This window comes from Paludisphaera rhizosphaerae (assembly GCF_011065895.1).
Classification (GTDB): Bacteria; Planctomycetota; Planctomycetia; order Isosphaerales; family Isosphaeraceae; genus Paludisphaera; species Paludisphaera rhizosphaerae.
This window is the reverse complement of sequence record NZ_JAALCR010000009.1, coordinates 94,521-113,557: the sequence shown is the minus strand read 5'-3', so window position 1 is coordinate 113,557 and position 19,037 is coordinate 94,521. Positions and strand designations below refer to the sequence as shown.

Here is a 19,037-nt window from a genome sequence, read left to right as displayed (position 1 = left end):
TGTTTAGTGACAAGCTTGACACTAAACCTACACTGGTTTCCAGAGAAAACCGCAAATGCGCCTTCTCAGCTATAACATCCACAAGGGGGTCGGCGGCCGAGACCGCCGCTACCGGCTCGACCGCGTCATCGAGGTCGTCGAGCAGGAAAACCCAGACCTCATCTGCCTCCAGGAGGTGGATCGGAACGTCAAGCGGACCCGCCACGACGACCAGGCGCACCTGTTCGTCACAGCCTTCCGGCCGATCGCCCACCTGTACCAACTCAACGTTCGACTCAAAGAGGGGGGTTACGGCAACCTCGTCCTCTCGCGCTGGCCCCTCCAGTCGCACCACCAGATCTCGCTGCGTATGGAACGCCGCAAGCCCCGTGGGGCGCAGATCTGCGTCGTCGAGACGCCCGAAGGCCCGCTCCACCTGATCCACTGGCATCTCGGCCTGGCTGAGAAGGAGCGGCACTGGCAGGCCGACCACCTGATGCGGCACGCCCTCTTCCGCGAGTCCTGCCACCTTCCGACTCTGATCGTCGGCGATTACAACGACTGGCGCAACACGCTGGGCGTCAAGGGAGCCCTCGGCCGCGAAGGCTTCCACCAGGTCACCGCGCCACGCTCGCGGTTCCGATCGTTCCCGGCCTATCTCCCGATGACGGCCCTGGATAAAGCCTACACCCGGGGCGCCGTCACCATCCGGCACGCCCGGATCGCCCGCTCGAAACTCGCCCGCGACGCCTCCGACCACCTCCCGCTCGTCATCGACTTCCACCTGCGGCCGCAGCCGACCCCCGGCTGACCACCTCGGCCAGCGCCCGTCGGCAGCGATCGAGAGCCTGGCTCATCGCGGGTTCGGCGTGAAGGTCGTGGAGTTGACCCGGATCCGACTTCAGTTCGTAGAGCGATTCCCGGCCGTCGCCGCGGCGGATGTAGGAAAATCCGTCGACCTCGACGCTCTTCCACGACTTCGGCGGGTCTTCCTCGGCCGTGGACTCCCCCGGATCGACGGCCCCGAGAAGCTCGGAGAACGCCGGCGAAGTCGCGCCCGTCCCACCATCCCGCCAGCATTCGGCAAGCGAAACGCCGGGGAGGGGGGGCTCACGGAAGGCGAGCCCCGAAAGACCCATCGTCGTTGCGGCCACGTCGCGCAGGCTGACTTCACGGTTGACCACCAGGCCCGCGGGAGCGAGCCCCGGCGCGCGGATCAAAAGCGGCACGCGCACCTCCTCATCGTACAGGCCGAGCCCGTGGCCGAACTCGCCGCGCTCGCCGAACTGTTCGCCGTGATCGGCCGTCACGATCAGGATCGTGTGATCGAGCGAGCCCCGGGCGCGCAGGGATTCGATCAGATCGCCAAGCTGCGCGTCGAGCGCTGCCAGGCAGTCGTCGTAGGCGTCGCGTGCGGCCCGGACGTCGTTGTCGGTGAGCTTGCTCTTGTCGACTCGCTGCCAGTCACGCAGCAGTTTGGGCGTGTCGGGACGCGAGCCGACGGCAAACCTCGGCGCGAAGCCCGAAGGGGGGATGTACGGATCGTGGGCGTCGAACAGGTTGAGGAAGGCGAACCGCGATCGACGGGGATCGTCGCGATCGCAACGGTCGAGCCAGGCCAGGTATTCGCGCGCGACCGTCGCGGCGCTCTTGCGCGAGAAGTCCAGGTCGACGTCTCGCACCGCCCCAGCCGACCCTCCCGGCTGGATCGTCGCCTCCAGGCGAAACCATGAGCGAGCCAGCAGCCATCCGAGCGCCGACGATCGGAAGACCTCGCCGAACGTCAGCGGATAATCAGCGTAGACCTGGAAGCCGCGGCCCAGGCCCGACTCGCGGCCGCAGAAGAACGGATTGGCGACGAAGCCGCCCGTCGCCGCGCCGGCGTCGCGGAAACGCTCGGCCAGGGTGGGCGTCGTCCCATCCAGCCACCCGGCCCGCTCCACGCCCAACTCGCCCGGCCACCGGCCGGTGAAGATCGTCGCGTGCGAGGGGAGGGTCCATGCGCCCGCCGCGCGGGCCCTCGTGAACACCGTCGACTCGCCCGCCAGCCGACCGAGGTTCGGCGTGGTCGGTCGATCGTATCCATACAGGCACAAATGATCCGCCCGCACGGTGTCCAGGACGATCAGAAGCACGTCCCGGACGCCGGTCAGGACCGGAGCTTCCCCGCGCCGCCACGAGGCCTCGCGCGAATCGCGGAAGAACAGCAGGACGGCCGTGCCGGCCAGCGCCACGGCGAGCGTCGGCGAAGCGAGCCCGACGAACCGTCGGAGCCCCTCGCGACGCACGTCCAGCCAGGGCCCAAACCTCGCCGCGAATCCCAGCGCGATCAAGCCGCATGCTGACGCGGCCAGCCCCCGAACCAGCAGGAACCAGCCCAGAACCGCCGTGAAGACGTAAAGCCCAAGGATCGCGCGTCGAGCCGCCGGCCGTTCTTCCCAACGAGCCGCAACCGCCGCGGCGACGAGCCCCTGGCCGGCGAACAGCATCGTCGTCGACGTGGGGACCATCCAGACGAAATGCCGACTGCGCAGGAAGAAGCCCCGTTCCCACGCCCCAACTCGAAGGGCCAGCAGCAGCAGTTCGACGCCCCCGGCCGTCAGGCCGAACGCCAGGGCCGTGCGGAAGGCGTCCAACGCGGCCCGCCGGCCCCCCCGCGCCGCGATTTCGTCCAAGGCCGATCCTCCCGAACCGCCCTCAGCCGCGAGCCTCGCGACGCGACGCCCCCAACCGCTCCCACAGCCGTCGGGCCGCACGCACCGGCGTCGCCCCTGCGATCATCAGCATCCCGACCAACGAGGCCAGCAGCGACGCCATCGGCATCTGCACCTCGGGGCCGAAGTAGGCGAAAATCGGTTCCATGCAGAATTCCCCCGAATGAAAATGATATCACACTTTCATTTGCATGAGCGCGCGACGACGCCCCCGAGACCGGCGATCCAGCCCGGCGCAAGATTCCCTATCGCGGAGTCGACGCAAGCCCCTCGCAACCGGCGTGAGGGCCCTCAGGACGAACCGGCGGCGATCGCCGCCCCGCTCGAGCCCCACCGCGTTCGTCTCTTCTCCGAAAGAACTCAGCGTCTTCCGGAACTCGGGAGGCCCGGCGTTTTCCTTCAATCCGACGATTTTTCTGAATGCCTATTCAGAATTCCGAATCACCGACTCAGGCGGAGGGGCCCGATCGGTCGGAGCGGCGGGGGAGGTCCCATAGTGCGATCAGGGCCAAGAGGGCGACGACCGGGGCGAGCCCAGCGAGCGCATTGGGGGCCGCGTAGGAGCCGGTTCGGTCGATCCAACGGCCGATCGCCGGATGCATCGGCGCAGTGGCGCCCCAGGCGGCCAGGCTGAAAAGCCCAGTTACCAGGCCCATCCGACGTGCCGAGATCTCCTGCGTGAACGCGTAGTACGGCGGGAACTGGCCGAGCGAGCCGAACCCGATCGCCAGCAGCAGGCCCAGCAGCAGCGGCGAGGCCGGCAGATAGGCCGCGGCCAGGCTCGTCGACGTCAGCGCGACGCAGCCGGCGAACGTCGCCAGCCTCGCGCCGTGGACGCTCCAACCGCGTACGAACAACTGTCGCGAGAGATACCCCGCCGCCAGACAGCCGATCCCCGCGGCGACGTAATACGCCGACGAGAACAGTTGCACCGCGTTGCGGTCGTACCCGTGCTCCTTCGCCAGCATCTTGGGCATCCAGGCCCGGAAGTACTGCCAGCAGACGTTGATCATGATGACGACCACGATCAAGACCGCGACGCGCCGGATCGTCGTCGCCGGGTCGCTCGGCGGCGCATCGGCTCGCTTATCCGATTCTTCCTGGGGTCCGTCCAGATCGCCGGGGCGGATCAACACGAGCCAGGCGGCCACCCAGACCACCCCCAGCGCACCGATCACGCGGAAGGGGATCCGCCAACCGCCGGCGTCTCCGGAGTTCAGCGCCAGCACGACGAGAGGCGTGGCGATCGCCCCCAGCGAGGCGCCGCTCTGGAGGATGCTGTTCCCCAGAGCACGATTCCCCCGCGAGAGCAGCCGCTGCGAGGCCGCCAGCGCACAGGGCCACTGGCCGGTCTCGAAGAACCCCAGCAGAACGCGATAAATCAGCAGTTCCCGATACGACGTCGCGCCGCCGGTGAGGAAGCCGACGACCGACCACGCCAGGAGGATCGCCGGATACATCCAGCGCAGGCTGACGCGGTCGACGAGCCAGCCGGTGACGACGCCGCCGGCGGCGAAGGCGATCCCGAACCAGTATTCCAGCTCGCCGTACTGCTCGTCGTTGAGGTGCAGCTCAGCCTGGACCTCGGTGGCCTGTTGCGCAAGCGCCTGTCGATCCATGTAATTGAGGGCCGTCGCGAACAGCATCAGGCCGCAGGCGGCCCAGGTCCGCCAGGCGATCGGCGGCGCAGCCGCTTCTTCGACGCTCATGAACGGCCTCCCGCCCAGGTCCGCCCGTCCCAGCCGACCACCTTTTCCAGGAATGCGACGACATCCGACGAGAACCGCTGGAAGAGGCGTTCGCCCTTCTCGGCCGTGGCGTGACTTGGCGAGCCGATGTAGCCCTCGGCGCTGCGGTCCTTGGTCGTCCACCCGTGCGCGGCGGGGGCGAATCCGTCGGCCCCGGAGACTTCCTCAAGATGCGAGATCGGCCCCACGAGATCCGGCGCGAGCCGGAGGATCATGGAGGTCTCCCACTCGCAGGCGTGTTCCATGTGGTCCTGGACGAACCCCGGCCCGAGGTCCGGCGGCTGCGGGCCGACCGACCAGTAAGTCGCCGAGAGGAGCAGCAGGTCCGAGCGGTCGCGATGCCGCTGGCGGGCCTCGAAAACGGCCTGACTGGACGGGACGATGTTCCCGCCGTGGCCGTTGAGGAAGACGATCCGCCGAAACCCATGGGCCAGGAAGTTCTCGACCAGCCCGGCGAGCAGGTCGAGATAGACGCGCGGCTCGGCCGAGACGGTTCCGGGGAAATCCATATGATGATGCGAATTCCCGAGCCAGAGCAGGGGAGCCCAGACGACCTTGTCCCCCATCGCCTCCTGGGCGCGGCGGCAAACCTCGCCAAGAAGCATGCTGTCCGTGAAGACGGGCAAGTGCCGCCCGTGCTGCTCGACGGCGGCGATCGGCGCCACGATCGGCACGTCGCCGGAGAGCGCCTGCACCTCCGGCCACTTCATGTCCTGCAACCGCATCGCGGGGCCCCCTCGCCCATCACCCATCGCCGCCGACCCGCCCGGCGGCCCGTGACCAGTGTAGTCGACCCGACAGCCGACTCAAAGCGGCGAACTCGGTCGATCCGAAGACTGTCTCGTAAGGATGGGACGCGATAGCGTCCGCAGTAGAATTGCCGAGCTTGGGTAGCGCCCTACTGACCTATGTGTTCTTGATCATCAGACCAGAGGAGGCGACCCAGTGGATGAACGCAAATTCTGGATCCACCTGGAATACCGTGTGTGCTTCGAACTCGCTGGGTTCAGGCACGCCGCGACCCGTATTTACTGGTGCGATGGCTTCGTTCCACAGCAATACATCCTCGACGACCCGAATCCCCGTATCCTCGGTTATGCCTGGATATGGATCGGTTCCAATTACGAGGATCGATACGCGTTCACGCTGCTGCTTGACCAACCGGTTCCCTCGGCTGAAGAGATCGATTGGTCCGCACTCCTGCCGCCTGACGACGTCACGCGATGGCTCACCGTCGACCCAGGCCGCAAACAGCTCGTCATCGAGCCGTCGGCCGCCGTTCCCGACGACCCGCTTCCACCTCGATCGACAGCCGAAGTCCCGCTACCCGACGTCCCTATTTTGCGATGGCCTGTCAGACGGCGTCGGGGCCGTTGGAGCGGGAGAGGACGGCGGTGAGGTCCTCGGGGCGCTGGGAGCCGATGAGGAGGCGGGAGCCGTCGGCGAGGGTCACGCGGACGCCGCGGTCGCCGCGGGCGGTCAGCGCGCGTTCGCCGTCGGAGCGGCGGCGGACGCCCCAGCCGCCGTAATCGGCGATCGGCCGATACTGGACGACCTCGCAAGACTGGACGTCAGCCAGGGCGAACGTCCGGCGGTAAATGGGGACCCAGCCGTACCAAATCGTGGCCACGTCGGGGCCGACCTCGGTCGTCATGTGCAGGACGGAGACGATCAGCAGGAACGGCACGCCCAGACCGGCGGCCAGGCCCAGCAGGAAATCGGGCGCCCATGCTCGCGAGGCCAGATCGGCGGCGTCCGCCCGGTGGGTCCACGCCAGGATCGATAGGCCGCAGGCGAGTTCCAGAAATCCGATCAGCGCGTAGACTTTCCAATCGAAGTATTGCTCTTCGTGGAAGAGGGCCGAGGCTGGACGGATCGTCGCCACGCTCGACACGCTCAACGTCCTTTCCGGTCGGATCCGAGGCCGGCGTCGGGCCCGGCGTCGTCGTTCCAACGCCCCAGCGCGCGGACGGTCGCCTGATGGCCGAAGTCCGCCACGCGATCGACGGGCGAAACCCAAAGCGCCGGGTTCAGCACCTCCAGCGAGACCGGCCCGTCATAGCCGATCGCCCCCAGATGGTCGAGGATCGGGGTGATCTGGAAATCTCCCTCGCCGGGGAGGATTCGGTCCGAGTCGCCGGCCAGTTCGCGAGGCGTCCCGGCCAGGTCGCAAAGCTGGACCCAGGCCAGGTTCTCACGCGTCAGGTAGGCCAGATCCTCGAATTTGCTCGGGCCGGTGTAGTAGTGGAACAGGTCCAGGCAGACCCCCACGTTCGCCGATCGACACTGGGCGATCAGGGCCAGCGTCGTATCCAGGCTGGCGCAGAACGAGGCGCCCCTCTGGAACTCCAGCGCGATCTTCACACCGTACGGGGCAGCTAGTTCGCCCGCCTCGGCGAGCGAGGCGGCGGCCAGCGGGTAATCATCCTCGGTCAGGGCGCGTTGAAAATCGACCGCCACCACGAGGACCGGCACTTCCAGCTCGCGGAGCAGCTCCAGTCGGCGGCGGAAGAGATCCCAGTGCACGCCGCGTTCCGCCCCCCGAGAGAGCAAGAGCCCCCCCTGGCCGGCGGCCGCGGCGGGCTTGAGTCCGTGCTCGTCGAGGAGGCTGCGCAGGTCGGACGTCTTCCGGCCGACGAGGTATCCCTCGATCTTGGTCAGCCAAAGCTCGACGAGATTCCACCCTCCCCGGCCAAAGGCCTTCAACTCGGCCTCGACCGGGGCGTTCATCGTGGTGGCTTGGCTGATGCAGGGCTTCATGAAAGCGGCACCGAGAGGGAAAAGGCTCGCCGTTGTGGATATTAAGGACCCATCATAACGGCCTTCCCCCCTCGCGGGGGAAGGTGGCCCGAAGGGCACGAATGGTTCTCAGTTCTCAGTTGAGAGAGAGGAAGACGACTATGTTCCCTCGGCTGAGAACTGAGAACTAACAACTGAGAACTCCCTGGCGGTCGTCCCCCTCATCTGACCGCTTCGCGGTCTGTCTTCCCCCTCCAGGGGGGAAGACGATTCTTGGTCATTAGGCCGAGGGAACCGGCTTGCCGTCGAGCAAATCGCGGACAGCCTGGACCGCTCCGGCGGCCGGCACGCGCCACTGGCGGCAGGAGTCGCGGTCGCGGAACGTGACCGTGTCGTCGGTGGCCGTCTGGCTGTCGACCGTGATGCAGAACGGCGTCCCGGCCTCGTCCTGACGGCGGTAGCGGCGGCCGATGGCGCCCTTCTCGTCGTAATAGACGTTGTAAGACTTCTTCAATTCCCGATAGATCGCGTCGGCCTTCTCGGGCATGCCGTCGCGCTTGACCAGCGGGAAGACGGCGGCCTTCACGGGGGCGATCCGGGGGTGGAACTTCAGGACGGTTCGCGTCTCGCCGCCGACCTCGTCCTCGACGTACGCCTCGCAGAGGAAGGCCAGCGTGGCGCGGTCGGCGCCGGCGGAGGGCTCGATGACGTGGGGCGTCAGCCGCTCCTTCTTCTCCTCGTCGAAGTACGAGAGGTCCTTGCCGCTGAACTTCATGTGCTGGGTCAGGTCGTAGGCCCCGCGGTGGGCGATCCCCTCCAGCTCGCTGACGCCGAACGGGAAGGCGTACTCGATGTCGGCGGTGGCCGTCGAGTAGAAGGCCAACTCCTCGGCGTCGTGGTCGCGGAGGCGGAGCTTGTCCGACCGCAGGCCCAGGCCGGTGTACCAGGCGAACCGCGAGTCGCGCCAGTACTTGTACCAGTCCTTCGCCTCCTCGGGGCGGCAGAAGAACTCGATCTCCATCTGCTCGAACTCGCGCGAGCGGAACGTGAAGTTGCGCGGGTTGATCTCGTTGCGGAAGCTCTTGCCGATCTGCGCGATGCCGAAGGGGAGCTTCACCCGCGCCGTGTCGACCACGTTCTTGAAGTTGGCGAAGATCCCCTGGGCCGTCTCCGGCCGCAGGTAGGCGACGTTCGATTCGGACTCAAGAGCCCCCACGAACGTCTTGAACATCAGGTTGAACGAGCGCGGCTCGGTGAGCGTGCCGGCCTCGTCGGTGGAGGGGCCGATGACCTTGATGCGGTCGTCGGCGGCGATCTGGAGGTAGGGCGTGATCACCGGGTCGGCCGTCGGCTTGCCCAGCTTCTTGGCGAGCTTCGCGGCGCGCTTCTCAACGCCTTCGCCAGCCTCCTCGGGCGAGCCCCCCAGGCCGGCGAGCCAGGCTTCGGCCGGCTCCCCCTTGGCGTTGGTCGCGGGGAAGAGGTACGCGAAGACGTACATCTGGTCGGCCCGGTAGCGTTCCTTCGTCGCCCGGCAGTCGACCATCGGGTCGCTGAACCCGCCGACGTGCCCGGACGCCTCCCAGACCCGCGGATTCATGATGATCGAGCAGTCCAGGCCGACCATGTCGTCGCGCATCTGGACGTTGTCCCGCCACCAGGCTTCCTTGATGTTCCGCTTCAGCTCCACGCCCAGCGGACCGTAGTCCCAGAAACCGTTGATCCCGCCGTAGACCTCGCTCGAAGGGAAGATGAACCCTCGCCGCTTGCACAGCGAGACCAGCTTGTCCATTTCGAGTTCCATCGTCCCCCTCGCCTTCCCCTCTTGAGATCGATTCACTTCCGCCGCGGTCCTGGCCGCGGGTCCGTATTCTGGAAACTACGACCGATTACCACAAGAGACCGGATCTGGCTTGGGTGCCATGCCCACGCCCGTCGTGGGCATGCGATCGGCGATGGTCTCGCAAACATCCCTCGCCGATCCATGGCCACGACAAGCGTGGCCATGCCACCCGATCACGACTCCATTCCGTTTTCTCAGCAGGAGCCCGAGCTTTCCTCGTCTTAATCCGAAACCACCAGCCGCAGCGGGTCGCGAGCCAATTCGACGACCACCTGGCAGTCGTCCCGGTTGAGGGTGGCCGCGATTTCGATGTCGTCGCCCAGACCCAGCTCCATCACGCGACGGCCGCCGGCCCCGCGCTTGAGGTAGCGGACCAGGGGTGGCTCCTCGCCCGATCGACGGCCGTGGTCCTCGTACGACCGGATGCTCTCGTCGACGTGCTCCCAGAGCCCGTGGACGACCTCGGCTTGGTCGTTGGCCAGGTCGTGCTCCAGGTCGGCGAGCCGGCTGGCGAACGCGCCGGCCAGCAGCGAATCCTCGTAGCTGATCTGGCCTTCGGTCCCGGCGCAAACGATGTGGATGGGGCGCTCCTCGTGGATCAACCGCTGAACGGTCGCCGCGAAGTTCACGAACGCACCGACGAGAACCGTTTCCGCATCCAGGCAGGCGAGCAGCGCCTTCGTGCCGTTGGTAGTGGTCATCACCAGCGTCTTGCCGCAGCAGGCTTTCGCCGAGTAGTCGCCCGGCGAGTTCCCCAGGTCGAACCCCGCGATCGGCTCTCCCCGACGTTCGCCGCCGAGCAGCGCCTGACCTCTCGGAAAATCCGCCGCGATCCGCCGGGCCTCGTCGATTTCCAGGCAGGGGAGCACGGCCTCACAACCGTGCGCCAGCGCGTGGGCGATCGTCGTGGAGGCTCGCAGCACGTCGATCACGACCGCCACCCCCCCGCGCAACGCCCCCGACGGGATCAACGCCGGCAGTAAATGCACCGAGACCATCACCGACTCCTTCCCCCTCCCCGCATGCGGCCCCATGGCCCTTCATGCGAGATTCCACCCCGCGATTATGGCACACCCCGCCCCGCCTGGGGAGTCCCCGCCGACCGCGTCGACCTCACCCGCACACTCCCCATATCCCTGGCCCCTCGACCAAGCCTGGCGTTTCGGTCGTACCCTACTACTTGGACGGATGACGAACGGCACGACCACGCTTGCATGGCCATGAACCGACGAGAGCTGACGCGCGACCGTTGCTGATCGCATGCCCACGAACGAGCGTGGGCATGGCACCCAGATCGCTCTGCCTGGTGGTGAGATCGAGTGAAACGCCCCACGAGAAGTCGTCGACCGAAGCCAATCGCCGAGCCGCCGCCAGAAACCACAACCTACTGAAAACACAGGCCTTGCGACATCAAAAGCCTCGAACACGCCGCACCGACCGAACCCAATCGAAGCCGCCGCGAAATCACGCCTCTTGTCCCGCCTCGACGCTCCCGCCAGACTCCGAGAAGCCGCAGCCCCACCCTGCCCGGGTTCATGAGGACACCTCCCATGCGTCCGAACTTCGTCCGCTCATCGCTCTGGCTCGTCTGGGTCATCCTGACAACATCCTCAGCTTCGGCGCAGTCGACCGGGATCACGGTCGATGGCTTCGAGGGGGATCTGAAGGGTTGGAAGTTCGTCGGCGGCGAGGAGTTCCCGGGGGCGAAGGGGGCGATGGAGCGGGATGCGACGTTTGCGCATGGCGGCAAGGCGTCGCTTCGGCTCGACGGCGACTTCCGCGCGGGCGGGGCGTACGTCGGGGTCTGGCGGGATCTGGAAGGGTTGGAGTTGCCGGACGTCGAACGGCTCCGGGTCTGGGTGCAGGCGCGGGATCTCGCGGAGATCGGCGTCCGGATCGTCGACGCCACTGGCCAGTGCCACCAGTCGAAGGCCAGGCTCCCCGAGGGTGCCGATCGCGACTGGCGGGAACTGGACCTCCCGATCACCGGCCTCGTCGGCGGCGAGCACTGGGGTGGCGCGAACGACGGCCGTTGGCACGGGCCGGCGAAGGGGATCGGGCTGAACATCGGCAAGAACGCGGTGAAGGCGGGACGGGGGAGCCTGTGGGTCGACGATCTCGCCGCGGTCCCGCCCGCCGCGGGGAAGCCGACGCTCGTCGCGTGCACGATCGAGCCCGCCATCTGTCGACCGGGGTTCGGGACGCGGATGAGCTACACCTGGGACGCCGAGCCGCTGGGGATCGAGTGCAGCGTCTTCGTCCACTTCCGCAACGAGAAAGGCCAGATGGTCTTCCAGGCCGATCACGACCCGGGCCGACCGACGGCCGACTGGAAAGGCCGGGTCACGTACAGCAAGACGGTCATCGTGCCGTCGAACGTCGCGCCGGGGCGTTATGAAGTCGTCGTTGGCTTCTGGTCGGGCAAGCCGGCCGCGAAGGGCGGGGGCCGCAAGCCGTTCCGCGCGGCAACGGCGTCGAGCCTGGCGATGATCGGCGAGGACGCCTGTCGGGTCGGCTCCCTGGAGATCCGCGCCGACGCACCCATCCCCAAGCTGCCGCCGCCGAGCCTGAATCTCACGGGCTGGCGGCGCACCTTCAGCGAAGAGTTCAACGGACCGCTAGACGTCTCGGCCTGGGGCCCCGGCACGCGCTGGATCGCCCACACGCCGTATTCGGGGGACTTCGGCGACGCCGGTTTCGCCGACCCGAAGCCCGGCTTCCCGTTCGAGTTGAAGGACGGGATGCTCCACATCACCGCCAGGAAGGTCGACGGCAAGTGGCGGTCGGGCCTGCTGGCGTCGGTCGACCCCACGGGCCAGGGCTTCTCGCAGAAGTTCGGCTACTTCGAGATGCGGGCGAAGTTCCCCAAAGGGCCCGGCACCTGGCCCGCCTTCTGGCTGCTGGGCGTCCCCCAGTTGAAGGAGCCGAAGGATAAGAAGACGATCACGCAGATCGAGCTGGACGTGGTCGAACAATACGGCGTCAACGACAACGCCCTCCACACCACGACCCATCTCTGGCCCCCGCCGGGTGGCAAGCACACGGCCGACGGCGACGTCGCCCTGGTCCCCGACATGACGGCCGAATTCCACACCTACGGCGTGATGGTCGACGACGCCCAGGTCACCTACTACTTCGACGGCGTCCCGCTCCGCAGCCACCCCACCCCTCCCGAAGCCAAGGTCCCCCTGTACCTCCTCGTCGACCTCGCCCTCGGCGGCGGCTGGCCCGTCGACAAGACGCCGGAGCCCTCGACGATGATCGTCGATTTCGTGAGGGTCTATGCGAAAGACTGAAACGCCATGGCCCTCGTCGCATCCCGAGATTCACACACCATCCTATAATTGAAACATCATTCGATGAGGACCTCGGGGACGAACCCCGGCGGGAATCAGCCCTACGAGACTACCCGCGTCGACGCAGAGTCGTCCCCTATCAAGGGAGCCCCCAACCCGTAGTTCCGCCCTCGATCCGCCAATCCTACAAATGTCGCAGAAACCCCTTGACGACGGGAACTCTCGGCGAAAGAATCCACGACAGAGGCCGAATGACACATGTCATAGATTCTGTTCGAGAGGGTCTTCCCATGACGTTCGCGACAGCGATGATCCTCGGCGTCCTGGCGAGCGGGCTGACACCGCTGGAGCGGTCGCAGGCGAACTATGCGGTCACCCGGGCGAAGGTGCAATTCCGGTTCGCGTACGATCGGCTGGCGGGGAGCGGGGTCGAAGACCCGGCGACGGTCATCCTTGGGACGTGGGCCTGCGACGGCCGGACGGAGCACCTGCGATGGCGGCCGGAGGAGGGGGGTCCGGGTCTGGCCGCGGACGAGGTCCTGTGGAACGGTACAACCCTGGTCTCGCGGCGCCCTCGTTCGCTGGAGGTCGCCGAGGGGGAGGGGGCCGCTCTGCCGGAGGACGCCCGGTCGCCGCTCTGGTGGGGGATGGCGACGTCATTCCCCCACATGATCGAGTCGGTCTTCCCGGGGGTGACGCCGGAGCTTCTACCGGGGGTTCGAGACGGCCGCCCCGTGGAGGTGGAGTCGTATCACAAGATCAGCGAAAGTGGATGGATCCGGATCGAGGTCGCCTACGACCCTTCCATCGGCTGGCTCCCGAGGACGGCCCGTCTGATCAAGTTCGACCGAGGATCGGGCACGGCGACCGGCCTGACGGTGGAGGTCCAGGAAGCCTGGCGGTGCGCCTCGGGCGGGTATGTACCGACCGGATGGGACTGCGAGACGTGGGAGTTGGGAGGGCTCGACGCGAAGAATGGGGAGTCGCCGGATTTCACCCCGATGGGCGGCCGACGTGCGACGGCCCACTTTCGCGCCACTTCATCTCTCGACCTGGACGCCAGGCCGGCGATCATCACCACCGGACCGGTCCGTGCGATCGAAGGCCCTGGGGGCTCGGTCCCGCTGGCCCTCGAGGTCCCTCCGATCACGCTCGACGAGGCTCGCCGCCTCCTGGGCCCGAAGATAAAGGCTCCCTCACCGCCGAAAGCCCCCGCCGAATCCCCAAACCGCGACGCGGCGGCCGTCCTGCTGGCGCTAGCGACCGCCGGGCTGATCGCTTGGACCGCGGTCCGAGCGGCCGCCCGGTGGTTGCAGTGAATGACCGCGAGAGCCTGTCAGGCGTCGAGGTGGTCGCGGAAGAACTCCACGACGGCCGCCTTGCGCTCGGAGGCGATCGAGTCGTTCAGCTTGTGGCGGTCGTCGGCCGACATCGGGGTGAAGGCGCGGGCCAGTTCCAGGTTGCGGTCGATGAACTCCAGCTTGGGCATCCCCACGCTGGCCAGGCTCACCGGCAGCGACAGCGAGTACGCCAGCAGCTTCTCCACCGGCGCAGCGCCAAGGATCTGCTCCTGGGCGAAGACCTTCATGGCGATGATCCCCAGCCCCTTCTTCACGGCGACGGGCAAGGCGAGTTCCTCAAAGCTCCCCGGCGGGGGCATCGGCGTGGCCTTCATGCCTCCCTTGGCCTCGGCCATGCGGGCGAGCGCCGCGTTCAGGGCCATCTGGGTGGCGTTGAAGTCGTGCCGCTCCAGGGCGAGCTTGAGCGACTCGGGCGCGGCGTGGCAGGAGATCCCCGCGGCCCGGATGATCTTCTCGTCGCGGGCCTTGTACAGGGCCTTCAACGCGCCGTCGGGGGCCTCGATCTTGGCGAGGTCCTCGGGACCGGAGAGGGCGTGCAGATGGCAGACGTCCAGGTGGTCGGTCTTCAGCCGCTTCAGGCTCGCCTCAAGCTGGCGATTGAACAGGTCCGCCGTGCGGCCGGCGATCTTGCTGGCGAGCGTCACCTTGGAGCGCCACTCGGGGAGGATGCGGCCGATCCGCTCCTCGCTCTTGCCGTTGCCGTAGTTGTTGGCGGTGTCGATGTACGTGATCCCGCCTTCCAGGGCCTTCGTCAAAGCCTGGAGCGCCGTGTCTTCATCGTACATAAGGAACCGGCTGCCCGAGCCGAAGCCGAGGATGGAGACCTCCATCCCGGTCTTGCCGAACGGCCGGCTCGGCAGCTTGCCGGCCGCGGCGGCCGCGCCCAGCGAAGGTGCAACGGCGGCCCCGACGGCCGCGGTCTGGATGAACTGGCGACGCGAAAGGTCCATGACGCGGCTCCTGGCGGTTGGTGTCGGGAACAGGCTCGGGCGATACGACGGGCGCATCGTACCCGGTCCCGAGAGGCGAGCCCAGCCTTCGCCGCAAATCTCGGACGTCGGCCGGATCGATTGGAGTCAATGCACGGCGCAAGCGCCGGACCACTTGGCGTACGAAATCAGCGAGGGGAATGCCGTGCGGGATCGCGCGGCATTCCCCCAGGTCTCGTTCAAAGGCGTCAGTCCGGCTTAGAGCTGGATGTCGACCTTGTTCTCCTCCCCAGCCTTCAGCTCCACGAACTTGGAGTTGGCGGAGAGGCCCGTGTCCTTGTCGATCTCCTTGGAGTGAACGGTGACCGAGTTGCCGCCGACCAGGGCCTTGGCCTCGTAGACGCCCGCCTTCACCTTGGCGGACTTCAGGATTCCGTTCTTCCGCTTGACGTTGCTGCCGTCGAAGGTGATGTCGCCATTCTCAAGCGGCTTCCCCTTGAGCGTGACCGTTCCCTTGACCGCGACCTCCTCCATTCCGCTCTCCACGGGCGGCGTCCCGTCGTCGCATCCCGCCACGACGCCCAGCAAGGCGGCCGTGGTCACGGCCGAGGTCAACACCCAGCGCATCGTTCGCATCATCTGTCCATTCTCCCTGCTGCAAACATCCAGAGGAACAGTATGGGTTCGATGCCCCGCGTTGCCCTGGGCTCGCCGCGTCAGCCGAGCGGAGTCGAAGGTCGACGGCGCGGGTCAGTACGAATCGGACGAGATCACCTCGCCGCCGGACCGGGTCGCCAGCGCCCACCAGGTCGCGGGGCTGATGCTATCCTTGATGAAACGGACCGAGCCGTCCATGAACTGGGCGTTCACGCCGCCGGAGTGCCGGCTGGACGCCGTGATGGCGTCGAGGTTGCTGTCGGTGTTGCTCGTGCTGCCGAAGGCGCAGCTCACGTCGTTCGGGGTCATCACGTGGCTGTACCGCGTCTGACCGGAACGTCCCCACCACCAGGCACCGCCGAAAGGCCAACCGGCCGAGATGCTGGCAGCGGAACGGTTGACGGTCTTGCAGTTCGCGTTGTCAGTCTGGGGGTTGTTCGAGGCCGCCGTGGAGACCCTCGAAGCGTAAGCCCCCGGCTTCAGCGGATCCCAGGTGTTGACCTGGCCGATCCCCTTGACGACCTCGCTCATGCCGACCGTGTTCGACGTGCCGTCGACGATCGCGCCCATGTTGTTGGAGACGCTCAGGCCGTTGAAGACGCCCGCGTACGACTGCACGCTGGTGACCGTCCGGACGGTCGTGGTGCTGTTGAAGTTGTTGGCGTCGGCCCCCGTGCAAGCCTGGTAGTTCGTACTGCCGTAGGCGAAGGTCAGCCGAGACTGGTCCGAGGGACAGAGGTACGCGTTGATCACCGCGAACTGCACCGTCGAGTTGACCGGCGACGTCGAGTTCCAGAAGGTCGGTCCGCCCGCGGCCGGGGCGATATTGAGATAGTTCAACGCATTCGCAAGCACCGTCTGCTCGATGTAGGGAAGGACCATCACCAGCGCAGAGGGCGACGTGTTGCCGGGGGCCCACCGTTCCAACTCCGAGGTTGGGAAAGCGGATACGCCGCTCTCATAGTTGGCCAACCCCAGGCCGATCTGCTTGAGGTTGTTGACGCACTGAGCGCGACGGGCGGCCTCGCGAGCCGCCTGCACGGCCGGCAGCAGCAGTGCGATGAGCACGGCGATGATCGCGATCACCACCAGGAGTTCGATCAGTGTGAAGCCGAGTCGCGGCGATGAGGTGCGCATGCGTTATCCCTCTGACGTTGAGGAAGGATCGGCCTTGCTCGGCCGTGCAATGTGGACGCGGCCGGCGCAGGCCCTTCCACAGACCGACCGCGAGGCGAGGAGGCCGATGCACGCTTAGGCGTGATTTCGGCTTCTTCGATCCCAAGGGCAGACGAGTAAGCGTCCGCGAAGACACGACGGATGACTTAGAGATTCGAACGCAACGAATTTGCCGCGTCGGTTCGAATCTCACACGGAACTCGACTTTGCCGCGGAAAAGCCGGGCGCCGCGACGAAATTCACCGTCTCTTCACAAGCCTGCCGCTTCAGGGCCGGGCCCGGCCCAGTTCGTGGTGGAGGCGAATCCGCTCAGGCGTCAACGGGTGATCGTAGATCGCCGCCTCGTCGATCCGCCCGTAGAACGGCCGGCTGTAGCCGGAGTCGTGGATGGGGATCGTCGTGAGCCGACCGAAGATCAGTTGCGCGGGAGGAGTCGCCGGGCCCGCGGAAACCACCGACGACGCGGTGGGAAGACCGTCGAGATAGACTTCCATCCGATCGCCGTTCATCTGGCCGACCAGGTGATGCCAGCGGTAGGGGACGTAGCACGGCTCGGAGAAGACCGTGCCGCCGCCCCCACGACCTGGAGGACGGCGATGGACCATCCGGACCGAAGCCGGCTTATATAGGAGCGTCAGGCGGTTCCGTGAAGTCAACTCCAGAAGGAACGCGTGGTTCTGAGTGTCGGGCTCGGAGACCATCGCGGCCAGCGCGGCGTGCGAGATCCACTCGGTAAGGAACCAGAGTTCGACGGCGTACCCCGGCCGTTCGGGAGGCGACCAGAGTGTCGTGGGGCTGAAGTACTGGCTTGTGTCCCCCTCGACGAACTCGGCGCAGTGGTTGTCACGGCCGTCGACGGGATCTGCGAGTCGGACCGGGCCGTGAGCGACGAGATCGGGTCCGCCCGAGACCTCGTTCGAGACTTTCCCCGAATCCAGGCGTTCGAACCGCCAGTAACTCGCAGGATGGTCGGCCAGGATCGTGGAGGCGTAATCGGCGGCCGGGGCGAGCGTACCGACGGTCAGGTTCGACGGTCCGACGAAGTCGGTCGGCGAGTCGTTCTCTTCAAGCTCGATCACGGAGTGGTCGATCTTGAAGCTCCGCTTCTCGGACAGCACGCGAGAGCGTTCCAGCATCCCGGAGGGTCCCAGCGCCGCAGCCTCCACCTTCCCCTGGATGACCCGACCTCGCGCCGCGCCCTCGGGGGCGAGATTGAGCGCGAACTCGGTCCCCATGTCGACGACCGCTGAGCCCGGGCCGGAAACGACGAAACCTTCGGCGCCCTCGGGCACCCGGGCGCGCAACCGACCACGCCGGCAGTGGACCTGATCGACGGACATCAAATCCAGGTCGGCCGGCCCCTCGACGACGAGCCGCACGCCGTTGAGCATGGAGAGAGTCGCGCGGCCTTCCAGCAATTCAAGACGACGCGGGCGGAGGACCTCGCCGACGGCTGGCGGCGGCCCGCTCGACGTATTCCAACGAGCCGAGTCTTCCTGGACCAGCATCGCAATGGCCGGGGTCAAGGCCGGCGGCGCCCCCAGGACGACGACCGGGGCGGGTGGAACGTTCCCACGCCGCGACGCGACCCAGTAGACGAGGGCGGCTGCCGCGAGGACCGCGGCGGCTGCGGCAGTCGGCGTCAGCCAAGCCGCCCGTCGCCGTCCGGCCTGGCTCAGTCGCGGGGGTCCCTCGGACAGCCGCCGGGCGAACTCCTCCTCCACGGCTGAGGCTTCGTCGTCGGGCGTTTGCAAGGCGCTCCAGCCCAGTTCGTCCTCAAGGCGCAGCCAGCGCGGCTCCGACGACTGGACGGCTTTCAGCATCCCGAGCATCCGGATCTCGGCGACGAACGCGAGCCGAAAGGCCGAGTCGTCGCGCAGCCTCGCGAGCAATCGCTCGGCCTCGGCCGATTCCAGGTCGCCCCCCATCCAGGCGGCGATCATCTCGCGCAGGTCGGGATCCATCTCAGTCAAGTTCCCTCGTCATGCATTCCCGCAACAGGCGGTTGGCTCGGTAGTGCAGGTTATAGATCGCGCCGACGGTGGTCATCAGTTCCTTGGCCAGGAGCGCCGGCTTGTCGCCGTCGAGGCCGGCGCGGACCACGCGGCGGAGCTTCTCCGGGAGCCGACCCACGCAACGCAGCAGGGCCTCGACGGCCTCGCTGGTGTCGCCCGAGACCGCGTGGTCGAGATCAGCCTGGACGAGCCGCGAGGCGTCTTCGCGGAACCGTTCCATCGCCTTCCGTCGCCTTCCCGAGGTGCGAAAATAGAAGAGGAGTTGGTTGCGTGCGATGCCCCGCAGCCACGCTCCGAAGTCCTCGCCGCGGCGGAAGTCGCCCAGGTTGCGATAGGCGCCCAGCAGCACCTCCTGCGCCAGGTCGTCGACGTCTTCCAGGTGGTGAACCTGACTGGCGATGAAGCTGCGCAGCGGCAGGTTGTAAGCGCGGACGATCAGATGAAAGGCCTCGCGGTTACCGCGCGACACCTGATCGATCACCTCGCGGATCTCCGCGTCGCTCAACATCCCGGCGACCTCGCGACGAGGGTTCGCGGCCTCGCTCGACAACCCTTAGTTTGCCGTCGCCGCCTCAATCTCACG

17 protein-coding genes are annotated in these 19,037 nt (G+C 67.0%); 3 read left to right on the top strand and 14 right to left on the bottom strand.

The window, feature by feature from the left end:
- Window positions 1–55: 55 nt before the first annotated feature.
- On the top strand, window positions 56–790 hold the full coding sequence (locus tag G5C50_RS13550; RefSeq protein WP_165070156.1) for an endonuclease/exonuclease/phosphatase family protein: 735 nt from the start codon (window positions 56–58) through the stop codon (window positions 788–790).
- On the opposite strand, the gene G5C50_RS13545 is transcribed toward G5C50_RS13550, so the two are convergent.
- From G5C50_RS13545 to G5C50_RS13505, 9 genes are all read right to left on the bottom strand, one after another.
- A complete protein-coding gene (locus tag G5C50_RS13545; RefSeq protein WP_165070154.1) occupies window positions 750–2,654 on the bottom strand; it encodes a sulfatase in 1,905 nt (634 codons plus the stop codon). The two genes, G5C50_RS13550 and G5C50_RS13545, sit on opposite strands and share 41 nt — an antisense overlap.
- Window positions 2,655–2,676: 22 nt before the next feature.
- Window positions 2,677–2,841 (bottom strand): hypothetical protein, encoded by a 165-nt coding sequence (locus tag G5C50_RS13540; protein WP_165070152.1) that lies wholly within the window; start codon window positions 2,839–2,841, stop codon window positions 2,677–2,679.
- A 301-nt stretch (window positions 2,842–3,142) separates the two neighbouring features.
- On the bottom strand, window positions 3,143–4,402 hold the full coding sequence (locus G5C50_RS13535) for an MFS transporter (RefSeq protein ID WP_165070150.1): 1,260 nt from the start codon (window positions 4,400–4,402) through the stop codon (window positions 3,143–3,145).
- A complete protein-coding gene (locus tag G5C50_RS13530; protein ID WP_165070148.1) occupies window positions 4,399–5,166 on the bottom strand; it encodes a creatininase family protein in 768 nt (255 codons plus the stop codon). The genes G5C50_RS13535 and G5C50_RS13530 overlap by 4 nt, the downstream gene beginning before the upstream one ends.
- Window positions 5,167–5,347: 181 nt before the next feature.
- Entirely contained in the window at window positions 5,348–5,602 is a 255-nt protein-coding gene (locus G5C50_RS32330) for a hypothetical protein (RefSeq protein WP_206107693.1), read from the bottom strand.
- A gap of 193 nt (window positions 5,603–5,795) precedes the next feature.
- Entirely contained in the window at window positions 5,796–6,341 is a 546-nt protein-coding gene (locus tag G5C50_RS13520; RefSeq protein ID WP_407673545.1) for a hypothetical protein, read from the bottom strand.
- Entirely contained in the window at window positions 6,338–7,201 is an 864-nt protein-coding gene (locus G5C50_RS13515; protein WP_165070145.1) for a sugar phosphate isomerase/epimerase family protein, read from the bottom strand. The genes G5C50_RS13520 and G5C50_RS13515 overlap by 4 nt, the downstream gene beginning before the upstream one ends.
- Before the next feature lie 259 nt (window positions 7,202–7,460).
- Entirely contained in the window at window positions 7,461–8,981 is a 1,521-nt protein-coding gene (locus G5C50_RS13510; protein WP_206107692.1) for a glycine--tRNA ligase, read from the bottom strand.
- Window positions 8,982–9,241: 260 nt separating this feature from the next.
- The gene (locus tag G5C50_RS13505) at window positions 9,242–10,018 is read right to left on the bottom strand and encodes a 2-phosphosulfolactate phosphatase (protein WP_165070143.1); all 777 of its coding nucleotides are present in this window, start codon (window positions 10,016–10,018) and stop codon (window positions 9,242–9,244) included.
- A 552-nt stretch (window positions 10,019–10,570) separates the two neighbouring features.
- Between G5C50_RS13505 and G5C50_RS32325 the strand changes: the two genes are divergently transcribed.
- On the top strand, window positions 10,571–12,316 hold the full coding sequence (locus G5C50_RS32325) for a glycoside hydrolase family 16 protein (protein ID WP_206107691.1): 1,746 nt from the start codon (window positions 10,571–10,573) through the stop codon (window positions 12,314–12,316).
- A 290-nt stretch (window positions 12,317–12,606) separates the two neighbouring features.
- Window positions 12,607–13,635 carry a hypothetical protein gene (locus G5C50_RS13495; protein ID WP_165070140.1) on the top strand — a complete coding sequence of 343 codons (1,029 nt, stop codon included), beginning with the start codon at window positions 12,607–12,609 and terminating at the stop codon, window positions 13,633–13,635.
- A 17-nt stretch (window positions 13,636–13,652) separates the two neighbouring features.
- On the opposite strand, the gene G5C50_RS13490 is transcribed toward G5C50_RS13495, so the two are convergent.
- The 5 genes from G5C50_RS13490 to G5C50_RS13470 form a co-directional block, all read right to left on the bottom strand.
- Window positions 13,653–14,627 (bottom strand): aldo/keto reductase, encoded by a 975-nt coding sequence (locus G5C50_RS13490; RefSeq protein ID WP_165070138.1) that lies wholly within the window; start codon window positions 14,625–14,627, stop codon window positions 13,653–13,655.
- A 237-nt stretch (window positions 14,628–14,864) separates the two neighbouring features.
- Entirely contained in the window at window positions 14,865–15,245 is a 381-nt protein-coding gene (locus G5C50_RS13485) for a hypothetical protein (RefSeq protein WP_165070135.1), read from the bottom strand.
- A 111-nt stretch (window positions 15,246–15,356) separates the two neighbouring features.
- Window positions 15,357–16,400 (bottom strand): DUF1559 family PulG-like putative transporter, encoded by a 1,044-nt coding sequence (locus G5C50_RS13480; RefSeq protein WP_165070133.1) that lies wholly within the window; start codon window positions 16,398–16,400, stop codon window positions 15,357–15,359.
- A 305-nt stretch (window positions 16,401–16,705) separates the two neighbouring features.
- On the bottom strand, window positions 16,706–18,403 hold the full coding sequence (locus tag G5C50_RS13475) for a LamG domain-containing protein (protein ID WP_165070131.1): 1,698 nt from the start codon (window positions 18,401–18,403) through the stop codon (window positions 16,706–16,708).
- Between the two features lies 1 nt (window position 18,404).
- On the bottom strand, window positions 18,405–18,962 hold the full coding sequence (locus G5C50_RS13470; RefSeq protein ID WP_165070129.1) for a sigma-70 family RNA polymerase sigma factor: 558 nt from the start codon (window positions 18,960–18,962) through the stop codon (window positions 18,405–18,407).
- Window positions 18,963–19,037 lie beyond the last annotated feature (75 nt).

Excerpts from the sequence above, each read along its gene's own strand:
- G5C50_RS13550 (WP_165070156.1), top strand. The coding sequence starts at position 56 with ATGCGCCTTCTCAGCTATAACATCCACAAGGGGGTCGGCGGCCGAGAC.
- G5C50_RS13540 (WP_165070152.1), bottom strand. The coding sequence starts at position 2,841 with ATGGAACCGATTTTCGCCTACTTCGGCCCCGAGGTGCAGATGCCGATG.
- G5C50_RS13535 (WP_165070150.1), bottom strand. The coding sequence starts at position 4,402 with ATGAGCGTCGAAGAAGCGGCTGCGCCGCCGATCGCCTGGCGGACCTGG.
- G5C50_RS13530 (WP_165070148.1), bottom strand. The coding sequence starts at position 5,166 with ATGCGGTTGCAGGACATGAAGTGGCCGGAGGTGCAGGCGCTCTCCGGC.
- G5C50_RS13515 (WP_165070145.1), bottom strand. The coding sequence starts at position 7,201 with ATGAAGCCCTGCATCAGCCAAGCCACCACGATGAACGCCCCGGTCGAG.
- G5C50_RS13510 (WP_206107692.1), bottom strand. The coding sequence starts at position 8,981 with ATGGAACTCGAAATGGACAAGCTGGTCTCGCTGTGCAAGCGGCGAGGG.
- G5C50_RS13505 (WP_165070143.1), bottom strand. The coding sequence starts at position 10,018 with ATGGTCTCGGTGCATTTACTGCCGGCGTTGATCCCGTCGGGGGCGTTG.
- G5C50_RS32325 (WP_206107691.1), top strand. The coding sequence starts at position 10,571 with ATGCGTCCGAACTTCGTCCGCTCATCGCTCTGGCTCGTCTGGGTCATC.
- G5C50_RS13495 (WP_165070140.1), top strand. The coding sequence starts at position 12,607 with ATGACGTTCGCGACAGCGATGATCCTCGGCGTCCTGGCGAGCGGGCTG.
- G5C50_RS13490 (WP_165070138.1), bottom strand. The coding sequence starts at position 14,627 with ATGGACCTTTCGCGTCGCCAGTTCATCCAGACCGCGGCCGTCGGGGCC.
- G5C50_RS13485 (WP_165070135.1), bottom strand. The coding sequence starts at position 15,245 with ATGATGCGAACGATGCGCTGGGTGTTGACCTCGGCCGTGACCACGGCC.
- G5C50_RS13480 (WP_165070133.1), bottom strand. The coding sequence starts at position 16,400 with ATGCGCACCTCATCGCCGCGACTCGGCTTCACACTGATCGAACTCCTG.
- G5C50_RS13475 (WP_165070131.1), bottom strand. The coding sequence starts at position 18,403 with ATGGATCCCGACCTGCGCGAGATGATCGCCGCCTGGATGGGGGGCGAC.
- G5C50_RS13470 (WP_165070129.1), bottom strand. The coding sequence starts at position 18,962 with ATGTTGAGCGACGCGGAGATCCGCGAGGTGATCGATCAGGTGTCGCGC.